Source organism: Plesiomonas sp. ZOR0011 (assembly GCF_000800945.1).
GTDB lineage: Bacteria > Pseudomonadota > Gammaproteobacteria > Enterobacterales > CAMTGL01 > Plesiomonas > Plesiomonas shigelloides.
In genome coordinates, this window is the sequence record NZ_JRKB01000060.1 from 1 (window position 1) to 14,078 (window position 14,078).

The following is a 14,078-nucleotide window of genomic DNA, read 5'->3' on the forward strand; positions in this document are numbered from 1 at the left end:
TGCAATTTGTGGCTTCCATTGATTATTGAACAGCTCGATTCATCCTCAGAATGGCTCTAAAAATGGGGGCCTGTCATGAACAGCTCGATTCATCCTCAGAATGGCTCTAAAAATGGGGGCCTGTCAACTTCAGCTACAAAACGCCAATCGGTGTGAATCGCCACCGTTTTCCTCGGCTCCTTTACACAAGCCGAGCAACCACACGAAGCTCAAGAGCTGATTGACTCAGAAAAACTGAATGCAGAAGCCGCAAAGCGTTATAACACGGTAATCCTCCCAAAATCAGTGGTGATTATTCATACAAGAAATTCATGCAGGGATATGTTGAAATGGGAATTCAGAAAAATAAAAAAAGCAACCATTAGAGTGGATGCTTTTTCAATAATTTTTATTTGCTTATTTTGAAAGGCTATCAATGTAATCAGCGTACCACTGCATCATCTCTCTACGCGCTTCTAAATACTGAGCATGGTTATACGTACCACGAACACTGTTTTTATCTACATGTGCAAGCTGTGTCTCAATCCAAGCAGAATTAAAACCATGTTCATGCAATATTGTGCTCATTGCGTGCCTAAATCCATGACCAGTTTGCCGCCCCTTGTAACCGAGTAGCTCGATCACCTGAGTAATGCTCTCTTTACTAATCGGCTTCCGTGGGTCATTTCTGCCTATGAAAACGAGTGAATGGCGTCTTGAGATTGGCTCAAGTTGTCTGAAGAGTGCAACTACTTGCTCCGAGAGGGGGACGATATGAGGACGCTTCATCTTCATGACCTCAGCTGGGATTTCCCATAATTTGTCCTCAAAGTTTATGTCTTGCCACCGAGCAAAGCGCAGCTCTTGTGTACGCACGCCAGTTAACATAATGATTTGGGTTGCAGTCTTGGTGATGACGCTACCCGTATATCCAGCTAAATCTCGAATAAAGTAGGGTAATTCACTCGCTGGTAGGAATGGGAAGTGGGTCTTCTTAGGCGTCGCTAATGCGCTGGCTAAGTCGGCGGCAGGGTTAGCGTCTGCTCTACCGGTTACGATTGCATAAGAAAATACCTCTTTGCAACGTTGCCGGACTTTACGCATTTTCTTAAGTGCACCACGCTTCTCGATTTTGCGTAAGGTTTCTAGCACCACCATGGGCTTTATATCGGCTATCGGTCGCTTTCCGATGTGTGGAAAAATATCTTTTTCAAAAGTATCAATTATTTCATCACGATAGCGCAATGACCATCGTTCTGATTTTGAGTTATGCCATTCACGGGCGATCGCTTCAAAAGTATTTTCCAAGCTGATTTGCAAGGCAAGCTTTTCTTCTTTCTTTGCTTCGCTGGGATCTCCTCCAGAAGCTAAAATCTTCCTCGCTTCCATACGCTTTGCGCGAGCATCAGCGAGTGAAATATCTGGGTATATACCGATTGAGAGTATTTTTTCTTTACCTGCAATCCGATACTTCATTCGCCAGTACTTTGAACCGTTTGTATTGACAAGCAGGTACATACCTTCGCCATCAGCAAGCTTATAGGGCTTATCTTTCGGTTTTGCTGTTTTGATTTTAATGTCAGTCAGTACCATACCATCCTCCGGTCTGATGACTCCTGCTTTCAGGGGATTTCCGCCAATTGTCTTATTGTACCCCCAAGTACGCCCCAAAAAATCAAAGATACCCGCTTAACCATATGTTAAATAAGAACTATCTCATCATATGGGGGTATCGATTTTCTGTGTGCTAGAAATACCCCCAAAAGTACCCCCAAACCCTACTTGATGTAGATAGATGTGGGTTGATTACTGGAGAGTAACTTTTGTCAGTATATCATTGAATTACAACCGATTTGTTGACGTGGGGAGAGTTCAGGAGAGCTTAATTGGCGGAAGATCACAGGAGTTGAACCTGCCCGGGACTGCTGGCAGCCCCAACTGGATTTGAAGTCCAGCCGCCTCACCGGAAACGACGATCTTCCATGATATTGTCTATTGCATAGATGTATACAATATGTGCAGTAACGCGCTCAATTATAAAGATATTCAAGGATAATGCCAGAGCGAAATGCTGGCATTATCCCTGCGTGTTTTATGCCGGTCTAGCGGGAGCTGTGAGCGTATCGACAGTGGTGTTTATCACGTCAGTCTCATGGTATGGCTCTTGATGAACTTTCCCGCTGCCATTCCCTGAGTATACTTCGCTAGCTGGTTGCTGCGTAGACGACATTTCTTCTGCAAGCGTGAACATCAGCGGATCGCGTAACAGATGCGCGTTGCCACGCCGGCGGGTAAATCCGCTACGATCAAAGTACTCCAAGATTTGGATCGCCAGTTTACGGCCAATGCCGAGCTGATTGCGAAAATCGGCGGCAGATGTGCTGCCTTGTGTGGCCTGTTGTGTGCGAATGAGTTCAGCGCAGTGCAACAAGCAAGACTGCAAACAGTAGCGATCAGGCACAATCGCGGTCACTTTGCCTTGCACGGCGGCGCTTTTAAGCAAGCTGCGTACTGCACTTTCTTCTAATTCACACGCGTGGGCTAAGTCGCGTACCCAGCACGCTGTATCAGCGAGCAGGTGGGGTAGGATGAGCGCCCATTGTTGCTGTTGCTGTGTATTGAAGCTGACGCTGTGAGTAGGCAGATGCAGCCAACCTTGACGGTGTAATATCAGGCCGTCTTGTAGCAACTGGCGCAGCAGGGCTTCGGCGCAGCGGACGGGCTCGGCAGGCAGCGCGATGCGCAGCAGACGGCTGAGGCTGACACCCGGTTGGTCGGGATGTTGCTGATGAAATGTGCTAAGCGCGGTCAGTAAACGCTGATGTAGCGCTGTTGCGTGTGCGGTGCTGAGTAGATGATCACCAGCATGGATAACCTGTGCCTGCTGACAAAGTTGAGTGAGACTCTGGCTCGGTAGCTGGCGTGACCACATAAATTGAACAGGATCTAAAGCGCCTTGGGTGAGGCGTAGCGCAAGTGCTTTGGCATCATCGCCCAGGATCGCATGGTAGTGCTGCCAGAAAGTGAGTCGTTCGGGACGGCGTTTGCCACGTAGCGGTGGAAACAAATCTACCACGTGGGCCGCGCCCAAGGTTTGCCGAGCGCTGATGTCGCGCAGTAATAGGCAGTCTTGCTCGGTAAGCAGCAATGGTGTGTCGAGGCGTAATTCGGCGAGCGTTGGCTGTGTGCTCGCTGGCTCACTGAGCAAGGCCAGTCGCCCCGTTACATGACTGGCGGCATGGTAAATATGCAGCGGCTGCCAATGGCTGAACACCGTGGCGGGCGTTAGGCTGACAATTAGGCGGTCGCAGTATGGCGGCGCATCGGCATGGTGTGGACTAGGGATTGCGGCGCTGGCGAGTAACCAGTCTCCGCGCTGAATGCTTGCCGGATCCGCACCGCGCAGGTTCAGTGCAATCCGCTCACCGGCGCTGGCACGCTCGGTTGGGCGGTTTTGCGCATGTAGACTTCGCACGGTGACGGACTGTACCGTTACTTGCTGGCGCGCGCTGCAAAGTTGCAAGGTATCACCGAGTTGCACTTGGCCTGCAAGCGCGGTGCCGGTGACCACGGTGCCTGCGCCTTTGACGGTAAACACGCGGTCAATTGCGAGGCGAAACGGTCTGTCTAACGCGCGCGCTGCCGGGGAGAGGGTGCGCAAATGATCTTGCAGCGCCGCAATGCCTTGGCCAGTGGTGCTGGCGGTAATAAAAATCCCCGTAGCATCTAGCCCATACTCAGCTAAGCACTGCTGCACATCGTGGCTGACACGTTCGATACGCTCGGCAGACACTCGGTCGGCTTTGGTCAGAACCACGCTAAGCGTCGGAACACCGCTCAGTTGCAACAAATGCAAATGCTCACGAGTTTGTGGCATGACGCCATCATCGCAGGCGACTAACAACAAGGCATGATCGATACCACCAATCCCGGCCAGCATGTTGGCCAAAAACTTCTCATGGCCTGGGACGTCAATAAAGCCAATCATGCGGCCATCAGGTTGTGGCCAATAGGCGTACCCCAGATCAATGGTCATGCCACGGCGCTGCTCTTCGGGTAAGCGGTCAGCGTTAATCCCCGTTAATGCCTGTAACAAACTGGTCTTGCCGTGATCGACATGGCCGGCGGTGGCGATCAGCATAGAGCGCCTCCTAACAGGTTTTTTTCGGCAGTGGCCGCTACGGTTGTCATGGCTGAGGGGGCAGATTGATTATCGGGCTGAGGATGAACTGGCTTGCTCTGCGATGCGGCATAGCGCTCCGTGAGCTGGCTCAGGAATAAGGCTTCATCGTCAGGCCACAGGCAGCGAAGATCGAGCCATAAACGACCTTCCTGCAAGCGGCCAATGACCGGTAGCGGCAAGCGTCGCCATTGGTCGGCCAGTGTCAGCAAGGTTGCGCCACGTCCATCATGTGGGGTAAAGGTCAGACCCCAGCTAGGCAGGCGGTCGAGCGGTTGTGAGCCACTGCCGATTTGTGAGGCGCAAGCTGCGGAGGCGACCGTAAAGCTATCGGCGAACAGCGGTTGCAGAATCGGCATTAGCCGCTCGGCTGCTGCTCGCATTTGGGATTGCTCTCGCGTCAGTAGGTGCAGTGCTGGCAGGTCACGGCGCAGGTGCTCGGGTTGCAGATACAGGTTCAAGGTGGCTTCTAACGCGGCGAGGGTCATTTTATCGGCGCGTAGCGCACGCTTGAGAGGGTGACGCTGTAACTTGGCAATCAGGTCGCGCTTGCCGATGATGATCCCGGCTTGCGGGCCGCCGAGCAGTTTATCGCCCGAGAAAGAAACCAGACTGATCCCTTGTGCGATCAGCGTCTGCGGCATCGGCTCAGCGGGTAGACCATAGGCAGTCAGATCAATCAGTGAGCCACTGCCCAAATCCACCGCGGTTGGTAACCCATGCTGCTGGCCAAGGGCGGCTAATTCAGCATGCGAGACCTCGGCAGTGAAGCCTTGAATGCTGTAGTTGCTGGTGTGCACTTTCATCAGCAAGCCGGTGTGTGGATTGATGGCTTGCTCGTAATCGCGCAAGTGGGTGCGGTTAGTGGTGCCCACTTCATGTAGCAGGCAACCGGCTTGGCGCATGACATCCGGTACGCGAAAAGCGCCGCCGATCTCCACCAACTCCCCACGTGATACCACCACCTCTTGTCCGGCGGCCATGCTGGCTAACAGCAGCAACACGGCAGCGGCATTGTTATTCACGATGCAGGCATCTTCGGCGCCGGTCAAACGGCACAGTAACTGGGCGACTTGTTGGTCACGATGGCCGCGTGCGGAGGCATCGAGATCGAACTCCAGTGCCGCAGGGTGGCGCATCACTTGGCTTACTGCAGTAACTGCCGCCTCCGCCATCGGGGAGCGGCCCAGATTCGTATGCAATACTGTGCCAGTGAGGTTAAAAACCCGCGGCGGCGCCAGACGGCGTTGTTGCAACGCATGCTGCAGCGCTTGTGGCCAATCGTCACTCCAATTTGGCAGAGAGTGGAGGGTTTGAATATGCTGGCGCGCCAGCTGTTGCAGTTGGCGTAATTGCTCGGTGATCAGGGTATTGCCGTAATGTGCCAAAAGAGGCTGGATCTGCGGGTGACGCAGCAGTTGTTCAATTGCCGGAATGCGGCGATACAGCGCACGACTAGGCTCTGCGTCTGTGACAGGTAAGTGGCTCATCCGTAAGTCCGTGTTTGAGTTGTGATATCAGGATGTTGCCGCATTTTAGCATATCTGTCAGTGCCTGCACGGCTTAGCGCCCATCTCGGTGTAAGCAAGACAGGCCGAGTAGTGCTACCGGCTAAGAACGTTGTTTATCGTTTGATTATTGGGGGAATAGTTAGCTGCGCTGGGTGGTAAAAGGAGAATTGCTATGAGGATTTCCCCTCCTATTGTTGTCTTTTTTGCGAAAGCATAGCGGCAAATTACCCAGCGTTGCGCTGAAAAATGTGCGTGGTTCAAATAGGTAATTATGGGTAGCTCGATTATGCTTAATTCAAGGGGAGCAAAATAAAACTGATAGTGGATAAGCAAGATAAGAAGAATATTAGCAAAATAAAAAATAGGGAAGGCGTAAGTTGATGCCGTTAGTCACCGGCTAAAAATATCAACACAGGAAAGTTATACTCAGATTGGGAAATGGCTGCCCAGTAAATTGCGAATAAGAATTAATTGTTTTTATGGATAAAAACAATATTGACGATAAGAGCACTAAGGAGAACGGTCATGGCGATAGCGGCACTGATTATCGAAGGGGAATTACTGCTGACCGAGTTGACCGCATTGGCATCTCAGTTTCATATTAAATCGGATGCGCATGATATTTTGCGTTATGAAACGACGGCGATCCGCGCAGCATTATGTGTTTTGCAGCGTCATCAATCAGATCTTGAGGCATCAACTAGCGAAAGCCAATTGGTCGATGTTACGCGAGCACAAACTTTGTTAGCACAAGAATTGTTAGTGCAAGAAAGCGCGGGGGAAAGCCCAAGTCAGCAGCGCGAGGCGCAAATTACCGATAGCGAATCGGTACTGTTAAGCTTGTGGGGCGAGAGTATTTGGCATCAATTACCGGATGAGCAGATCTTGGTACAGGCGCGCCATTTTTGGGCGGAGTTCGCGCAGATTCAGGCGGCCAGAGGGCACTAAATACGCGACTTTGCGGCGCATGAGGCTATGGGTAGGGCCTAATCATCTCGTTAGGCTTGTTTTGTCAATTCGTGGTTGTCCTGATCGGTTTTCATTACATTGAGCCGTTGCCGTTGCCGTTGCCGTTATTGTTAGCGCCGCTGCATGGCGGTATTTATTATTTCACTGAATTGTACGCCATCATTTCTCTGCGGTATTTCTTTCATCGTCCAATTCAATTGTATGGCAACCTCATTCCTTACGTTAAATAATTTTCCACCTTGTTATTTATTTGCGCCTTGCACACTTATCCCTATATTCATTCATTTCCTCATTCGAAATAAAACAGCTTGCCTTATTATATTGATGAGACAGGATAATATTTTTGACCTCACCAGCAATTATTTCCCTGAATAAAAATTACTGGCCGGTTTTTGATATCTATCAAGCCATGATACCGGTAACCCGTTTAGGGTATTTTTGTAAAAAAGGATTTCCATTTTAGATGGTTTTATTTTGGTGTAGGCGATTTAAGGAGTGATATGAGCAAAGGTAATCCGGAATACCTGAATTGCGAGGTATCCAGACGCTCATTTCTTGAAATGGGCGTAAAAGGGGGAGGCGCATTGGCTGTGGCCAGTTCGTTATCGCTGCCATTTCAAGTGAATGCAAAGTCAGAACCCGCATTGGTGACCCGCGATGACGGGACCAAAGTTTCGTACAGTGCTTGCTTGGTGAACTGTGGCAGTCGCTGTCCGCTGAAAGTGCACACCAAAGATGGCGTGATCGTACGCATTGATACCGAAAATGGCATCAATGATACGGTTATGGGCGAGCACCAGATCCGCCCTTGTCTGCGTGGCCGCTCAGTGCGTTGGAAGACCTATAACCCCGATCGCCTCAAAACGCCAATGAAGCGAATTGGCAAGCGTGGTGAAGGCAAGTTCGTGCCGATTAGCTGGGATGAAGCTACCACGATTCTCGCCGATAAATTGCGCTACACCATTGATAAATATGGCAATGAAGCTGTGTACTATCAGTACGGCAGTGGTTCTACCGGTGCCAATATTCAGGGCCGCAGTGCAGGCAAACGCTTGCTGGGATTGATGGGCGGTTTCCTTGACCAGTACACCACCTATTCGACCGCATCCATCGGTGTGATTGAGCCGTTTTTGTATGGTTCACCGCAGGCCAGTTTGCTCTCCGATATTCGCCATTCCGATTTTGTCTTGATGTTCGGTCAGAACATTGCTGAAACGCGGATGTCGGGTGGTGGTCAGATCACCGAAACATTTGATGCCTTACGCCAAAGCGGCGCGAAGGTGGTGATCGTTGATCCACGCCGTACCGATAGCGTGTCGGCGTTTAATGCCACGTGGCTGCCGATTAATCCAGGCACGGACGCCGCTTTGGTTGCAGCGATGGTACATACCATGCTGACCGAAGAGTTGATCGATGAAGCGCAAATCAACCGCTATGCCGTGGGCTTTGATGAAAGTACGCTGCCAGCCTCGGCACCGGCTAACTCAAGCTATAAGAGCTATGTGCTGGGTTTAGGCGCGGATAAAACGGTTAAAACGCCGGAGTGGGCTAGCCAAATTACCGGTATTGCACCGCAAGAGATCCGCCAGTTAGCGCGCGAGCTGACGGCAGCGAAAGCGGCGTGGATCTCACAAGGTTGGTCGGCGCAGCGGGCCTCGAACGGTGAGCAGACCGCCATGGCCATTATGTTGCTGCCGGTGATCACCGGACAGTTTGGTCGACCGGGGACGAACTCCGGTAACTGGGGCGGCAATGTTTCTTATCCACTGAAAAAGCTGCCATTCAAAAATCCGGTGAAAGCATCAATTCCCTGTTTCTTGTGGGCCGATGCCATTATGCACGGAAGTAAGTTCACCAGTAAAAACAGTGGATTGCGCGGTGCTGAGGCGTTATCGCAAAACATCAAGTTTATCTGGAGTTACGCCAGTAACGTGATGATGAACCAGCACTCTGATCTCAATTTGACGCACAAGATTTTGGAAGATGAGAGTCAGTGCGAGTTCATCATGGTGATGGATAACCACATGACCGCCACGGCGCGTTATGCTGATCTGTTGCTGCCGGATTGCACTTCGGTGGAGTCAAACGATCTGGTGGATAACTCTTATGCATCAGGGGCGTATCACTACTTTATCCGTCTGCAAAATGCCATTGAGCCGCTGTTTGATAATCGCCCAAGCTACGATGTGTTTGCCGAAGTGGCGCGCAAACTGGGGATTGAAGAGCAGTTCACCGAAGGGCGTGATGTCAATGGCTGGGTGGAGTACTGCTACGAAGAAACCCGCAAGATGAATCCGCAATCGAATCTGCCGCCGTTTGCCAAAACCGATGGCATGGGCGTGGTAGACCGCCGCTTAGCAGACAGTAGCAAATATGTCGCGCTGCAAGATTACCGTAATGATCCGCAGGCCAATCCGCTGAAAACCCCATCCGGCAAGATTGAAATTTACTCTGAGCGCCTAGCGACCATTGCCCAAGAATGGACGCTGCCAGATCCGAAGTGGGACAAAATCACCCCGATCCCCGAGTATGTGCCGGTGCGCGAAGGGGTCGATGGCGATCCGGAGTTGCTGAAAAAATACCCGCTGGTACTCACCAGTTTCCACACCAAAGGTCGCACACACTCCACCTACCATTCGGTAGCGGTATTGCGCGAAGCGGTGCCCGATACCCTGTGGATTAACCCGCTGGATGCGACCTCACGCGGCATTCAGGATGGCGATCTGCTGGAGATTTTCAATGACCGCGGCCGGGTGCGGATGGCGGCTAAAGTGACACCGCGGATCCGTCCGGGAGTGGTCTCGATGCCGCAAGGGGCATGGCGGAAAACCAACAAAGATGGCGTGGATGTCGGCGGGTGTATCAATACCCTGACCACGATGCATCCTTCCCCGCTGTCGAAGGGGAACCCGCAGCTGACTAACCTGTGCGAAGTGAAGAAGGTTTAAGGAAAGTAAAACAGTATGCCTACTCAATATGGTTTTTTTCTGGACTCATCCAAGTGCACCGGCTGTAAAACGTGTCAGGTGAGCTGTAAGGATGAAAAGGATCTGGATGTTGGTCCGAAACTGCGGCGGGTTTATGAATACGTCGGTGGTGGCTGGCAGCAGCGTAACGGTATGTGGCAGTCCGATGTGTTCCACTATTACATGTCGATCAGCTGCAACCATTGCTCGAACCCGACCTGTGTCACTGGCTGCCCAACTGGCGCCATGCACAAGCGTGCTGAAGACGGTCTGGTGGTGGTTGATCAGGATCTGTGCGTTGGGTGTCGTTACTGCGAGATGCGCTGCCCGTATGGCGCGCCACAGTTTGATGCCGAGAAAAAGGTGATGACCAAGTGTGACGGTTGCTACACCCGCGTCGCCAAAGGCGAGCAGCCGGTGTGCGTGCGTTCGTGTCCACAGCGCGCACTGGATTTTGGCCCGATCGAGCAGTTGCGCGCTAAGTACGGCACGCAAAATGCGTTTGCACCGTTGCCGTCACCGTCGTTGACGCAGCCGAATTTGATCATCAAACCGCATCCGGATGCCCGCCCGTCGGGTAGTCAAGATGGTCAGGTTGCTAACACCAGGGAGGTGTGATCATGCATGAATTACCGCTGGTTTTTTTCACCGTCCTGACGCAAAGCGCGGTCGGCGCTTATCTTCTGTTGCTGTTATGGCAATCGCGCCAGCCGGTCGGTAGCGATCGCTGCGCCAGCATCAAATTGCTGGGGGCTGTGGCGCTGTTTGCGCTCGGCGGCGTAATGGGCAGTGTGCACCTTGGGCAACCGCTGCGTGCGCTGAACATGCTGGCTGGCGTTGGCCGTTCACCGATGAGCAATGAGATTGTGCTGTCGGGGATTTTCATCGCTTGTGCGGGCTTAGGTGCGCTATTGCGCTGGCGTCAGGCTGCGCCGGGTTTAAGCCGTGCGCTGCTCGGCGTTGCTGTGCCGGTGGGGCTGCTGTTTGTCTGGACTATCCCGCAAATCTATCAGCTGGATACCGTGCCGCATTGGGCGAGCGGGCATGTCACCTTGATGCACCTGTTGACCGTGTTCATTGGTGGCGGCGCACTGGCTTGCACGCTGGGCGTGACATGGGCGCGTTGGGTGATGGGGCTGGGCATTGTGGCTGCGCTTACCACCAAGCTGGGCTATGCCGCGTTTATTGCCAGCAGTGGAGGCGCGGCCTTGGCGGCGGTGACCGGCTTATGGCAACTGCAAACCGCGCTATTGGCGCTGGCGTTGTTGCTGGCGGCGCGTCAGGAGCCGAAATGGTTACCGGCGCTGGTGGCTGTGGCGGTGATCGCGGCTGAGCTCTTAGGGCGCATTGCGTTTTACGACCTGTGGCAAATCGGCATGTAATCACGCGGACTTGAACGCTCGCTTGCAGCCTTGGTTGGGAATACAGAACAAGCGCGGCAAGCGATAAAGCGAGCACGGTGTAAAGCCATCGCGGTGTACGGCGTTCAATCGGGGCCGTACACCGCCTCAAGCGAAACGCAAACAAGAGCGAAACTCACAGAACGAGCCATGATCGGTGCATAGCAAGAGCACTCAGGCATCGAAAATCAGAAAATCTTGAAGGAAGCATGATGTCATCACTGGCGGTCATCCCACGACTTTTAGGGGTGTTGTTTTACTGTCCACCCACCGACCCGCAATTTCAGGCCGCGCTCGGTGTGCTGGATGAAGTTAAAGTTTTATTGCCGGCCTCTTGCCAAGCGCAAGCCGCGCCTTTGTTGCGCCAATTGCCGGCGCTGGATGAAACTTTGTTGTATCAGCACAGTGTGCTGTTTATTGGCCAAGGCAGCATGCCAGCACCGCCGTGGGGTTCGGTATATCTGGATCACGAAGGGCTACTGATGGGCGACAGTACCTTAGCCTATCGACAGTTTTTGCAGCAGTGCGGATTGCAATTTACCCCGCAGCAGCATGAACCGGAAGATCACTTTGGGTTGATGTTGATGACTCTGGCGTTATTAACCGAACAGCAGCAAACCGCGCAGGTGCAGCAGCTGCTGGCCGAGCACTTACTGCCGTGGGCATACGCCTATTTGGATGCACTGATCGACAGTGGAGAAAGTGCGTTTTACCAAGAGTTAGGGCAGTTAGCGCGTATTTATCTGCATGATTTGGCGCAGACGCTGGATGTGACGGTGGCCAACAAGCCGCTATTTCGTTAAGTCATCTGTCTGTGCGCCGGCAATGAACCCTGTTGGCGTGGAGATGAAAAGAGCCTGACATGAAAACCACACAACGATTAGCCGAGCGATTGGAAAACCCGCGCATTTTGTCGCGGCGGCGCTTTTTGAGCATGAATTGGGCCGCCGAGCCTCCTGTGGAGCCGGAGCCGAGCATGCCGATGCGGGCGAATGTCTGTCGCCCCCCTTACAGCGCCGAGGAGCGAGAGTTTCAGACCTTGTGTACCGGATGCGGGGCGTGTGTCCGTGCCTGTCCGGTGCAGGCACTGTCGCTGGATGCGCAGGGGCAAAGCCGATTTGATTATGCTGAGCGGTGGTGCGAGGGCTGCGCGGCGTGCGCACGCGGCTGTTCATCCGGCGCATTGCGCACTGATCGCCCTTGGCTGTTAGCAGTGCGAGCCCAGATCAGCGCCCGCTGTACTCAGGCGCACATGGCGTGTGGGCTGTGCGCAGAGCAGTGTCCACAACAGGCCATCACCTTAACGGCAGGCCAACTGCCGCAAGTCGATGATAACTGTAATGGCTGCGGGCAATGCCGCTTAAGCTGCGATATGGCCGCAATAACCCTTTCCCTGTAAGCGCGGTTCGTGTGTAGCGCCGCCTATGGGGGGCGCGTTTGCTTGGTATGTTTGCTCTGCATGTTTTTTCGGCTCACTAGTCGGCATGGCTACAGGGTATTTGCTGACAAAATCACCACCATGGAGGCCGCTAAGGCGCGCAATTGCTGCGCTTTTCGCCGGTTGTTACATCTGTACGTATTTTCCTTCTGTTTTTTACACTTATCCCTCCTGTCTGCGGTATGTTAGCACGCCAAGAACGCATACATTGTTTCGCTGTTTTTGGGTTCCGCTGTTTTTGGCTGACACAGCCTGAGAGCCTCGGCCTGCTTTAGCTGCCACATTGTCGCCTTTATGGGTGGCAAGGCGAATGAAAGAAAATGCATGGCGTGAAATTGCGCCATTCGTTGTAGGTACGCAAGAGGCTCAGTGTCCGGCCGATAAAGCCGGTATTGGTTATTATTCACGGTGATCTGTTTTGAATATTGTTAGCAAACTTACGTTAGCCGCGCTGCTGGTGGCAAGTGCCGCCCATGCCGATACCGACATGCCTTTGCGCGCTCCGCACATTGATGCGGCCTCTTGGGTGTTGATGAGTGCCCGTACTGGACAAATCCTGACGGCGGCCAATGAAAATGAGCGGCGTAACCCAGCCAGCTTGACCAAGTTGATGACCACTTATGTGGCCGAGCAGGCGCTGGATGAAGGACGCATCACCCTCAACGATCCGGTCACTATCGGCAACGATGCGTGGGCAACCCGCAATCCGGTGTTTAAAGGCTCCTCGCTGATGTTCCTGAAACCGGGCGATAAAGCGATTGTCAGTGATTTGCTGCGCGGGATCATCATTGATTCCGGTAACGATGCTTGTGTGGCACTGTCCGATTATGTCAGTGGTGGTCAGCAACAATTCGTTGAGCAGATGAATGCCAACGTTAAATTGCTCAACATGCCGAATACCCATTTTGAAACGGTGCATGGTTTGGATGCGCCGGGGCAATACTCCAGTGCGCGCGATATGGCAGTGCTGGCACAGACCATCATCAACAGTGAACCGACCTATTACCCGTTTTATAGCGAGAAAAGTCTGACCTGGAATGGGGTGACTCAGCGTAACCGTAACGGTCTGCTGTGGGATAAAACCTTGCATGTTGACGGCATGAAAACCGGCCACACCGAGACGGCGGGTTACAACTTGGTCGCCACCAGCATTGATAGTGAAGGGCAGCGCTTGATCGCGGTAGTGATGGGCGCGGCCAGCAGCAAAGGCCGTGAAGAGCAGGCTAAAAAGCTGCTGCTGTGGGGACAAAACAATTTTGAGACCGTGCAGTTGGCACAAAAAGATCGCGCGATTACCCGTGAAAAGGTGTGGTACGGTCAGGAGAAATACGCTGAGCTCGGCGCTGGTCATAACCTGTTCTTCACCTTGCCAAAAGGGGCTGCACACGAGTTGCGTGTACGCTATACCCTGAAGGATAAAGACCTGAAAGCGCCGGTCGAGAAGGGGACTGAAGTCGGGGTGATTGAGTACGTGTATCACGATCAGGTGATCGGGAGTGAAAAACTCTACACGTTGTCGGCCGTCAAAGAAGCAGGGATCTTCTCGCGTCTGAAGGATTTCGTTAGCCTGAAATTAAGCTGAATGTCGGTTTACGATAGACGCTAATGACAGCGATAAAAAAGCCGTGGCGCACG

8 protein-coding genes, 1 tRNA gene and 2 pseudogenes are annotated in these 14,078 nt (G+C 52.8%); 7 read left to right on the forward strand and 4 right to left on the reverse strand.

What is annotated here, in order from left to right; translation table 11 throughout:
* Window positions 1–396: 396 nt before the first annotated feature.
* The 4 genes and pseudogenes from L975_RS09845 to selA all read right to left on the reverse strand — a co-directional run.
* Complete coding sequence (locus L975_RS09845; RefSeq protein WP_047708423.1) at window positions 397–1,572, reverse strand: integrase arm-type DNA-binding domain-containing protein; 1,176 nt, start codon at window positions 1,570–1,572, stop codon at window positions 397–399.
* A gap of 294 nt (window positions 1,573–1,866) precedes the next feature.
* Window positions 1,867–1,961: transfer RNA gene (locus L975_RS09850), tRNA-Sec, on the reverse strand.
* 263 nt (window positions 1,962–2,224) lie between these two features.
* Window positions 2,225–4,120, reverse strand: a pseudogene (gene selB, locus L975_RS09855) (selenocysteine-specific translation elongation factor); the annotation flags it as partial.
* A gap of 122 nt (window positions 4,121–4,242) precedes the next feature.
* Window positions 4,243–5,649, reverse strand: a pseudogene (selA, locus tag L975_RS09860) (L-seryl-tRNA(Sec) selenium transferase); the annotation flags it as partial.
* A 546-nt stretch (window positions 5,650–6,195) separates the two neighbouring features.
* Here selA and L975_RS09865 point away from each other — a divergent pair.
* From L975_RS09865 to L975_RS09900, 7 genes are all read left to right on the forward strand, one after another.
* Window positions 6,196–6,618, forward strand: a complete 423-nt coding sequence (locus L975_RS09865; RefSeq protein ID WP_047708425.1) for a hypothetical protein — start codon at window positions 6,196–6,198, stop codon at window positions 6,616–6,618.
* A gap of 521 nt (window positions 6,619–7,139) precedes the next feature.
* Entirely contained in the window at window positions 7,140–9,587 is a 2,448-nt protein-coding gene (locus L975_RS09875; RefSeq protein WP_047708428.1) for a DMSO/selenate family reductase complex A subunit, read from the forward strand.
* Window positions 9,588–9,602: 15 nt separating this feature from the next.
* Window positions 9,603–10,223, forward strand: coding sequence for a DMSO/selenate family reductase complex B subunit (locus L975_RS09880; protein WP_047708430.1), 621 nt, complete (start codon window positions 9,603–9,605; stop codon window positions 10,221–10,223).
* Window positions 10,224–10,225: 2 nt separating this feature from the next.
* Window positions 10,226–10,987 (forward strand): DmsC/YnfH family molybdoenzyme membrane anchor subunit, encoded by a 762-nt coding sequence (locus tag L975_RS09885; RefSeq protein ID WP_047708431.1) that lies wholly within the window; start codon window positions 10,226–10,228, stop codon window positions 10,985–10,987.
* A 227-nt stretch (window positions 10,988–11,214) separates the two neighbouring features.
* Window positions 11,215–11,808 (forward strand): Tat proofreading chaperone DmsD, encoded by a 594-nt coding sequence (gene dmsD, locus L975_RS09890; protein ID WP_081995661.1) that lies wholly within the window; start codon window positions 11,215–11,217, stop codon window positions 11,806–11,808.
* Window positions 11,809–11,867: 59 nt separating this feature from the next.
* Window positions 11,868–12,404 carry a 4Fe-4S binding protein gene (locus L975_RS09895; RefSeq protein WP_052181391.1) on the forward strand — a complete coding sequence of 179 codons (537 nt, stop codon included), beginning with the start codon at window positions 11,868–11,870 and terminating at the stop codon, window positions 12,402–12,404.
* 457 nt (window positions 12,405–12,861) lie between these two features.
* The gene (locus L975_RS09900; RefSeq protein ID WP_047708436.1) at window positions 12,862–14,025 is read left to right on the forward strand and encodes a serine hydrolase; all 1,164 of its coding nucleotides are present in this window, start codon (window positions 12,862–12,864) and stop codon (window positions 14,023–14,025) included.
* The last annotated feature ends 53 nt before the right edge of the window (window positions 14,026–14,078 follow it).

What these genes read in the sequence shown, in the direction of transcription:
- L975_RS09845 (WP_047708423.1), bottom strand. Translation starts at nt 1,572, where the DNA reads ATGGTACTGACTGACATTAAAATCAAAACAGCAAAACCGAAAGATAAG.
- L975_RS09865 (WP_047708425.1), top strand. Translation starts at nt 6,196, where the DNA reads ATGGCGATAGCGGCACTGATTATCGAAGGGGAATTACTGCTGACCGAG.
- L975_RS09875 (WP_047708428.1), top strand. Translation starts at nt 7,140, where the DNA reads ATGAGCAAAGGTAATCCGGAATACCTGAATTGCGAGGTATCCAGACGC.
- L975_RS09880 (WP_047708430.1), top strand. Translation starts at nt 9,603, where the DNA reads ATGCCTACTCAATATGGTTTTTTTCTGGACTCATCCAAGTGCACCGGC.
- L975_RS09885 (WP_047708431.1), top strand. Translation starts at nt 10,226, where the DNA reads ATGCATGAATTACCGCTGGTTTTTTTCACCGTCCTGACGCAAAGCGCG.
- dmsD (WP_081995661.1), top strand. Translation starts at nt 11,215, where the DNA reads ATGATGTCATCACTGGCGGTCATCCCACGACTTTTAGGGGTGTTGTTT.
- L975_RS09895 (WP_052181391.1), top strand. Translation starts at nt 11,868, where the DNA reads ATGAAAACCACACAACGATTAGCCGAGCGATTGGAAAACCCGCGCATT.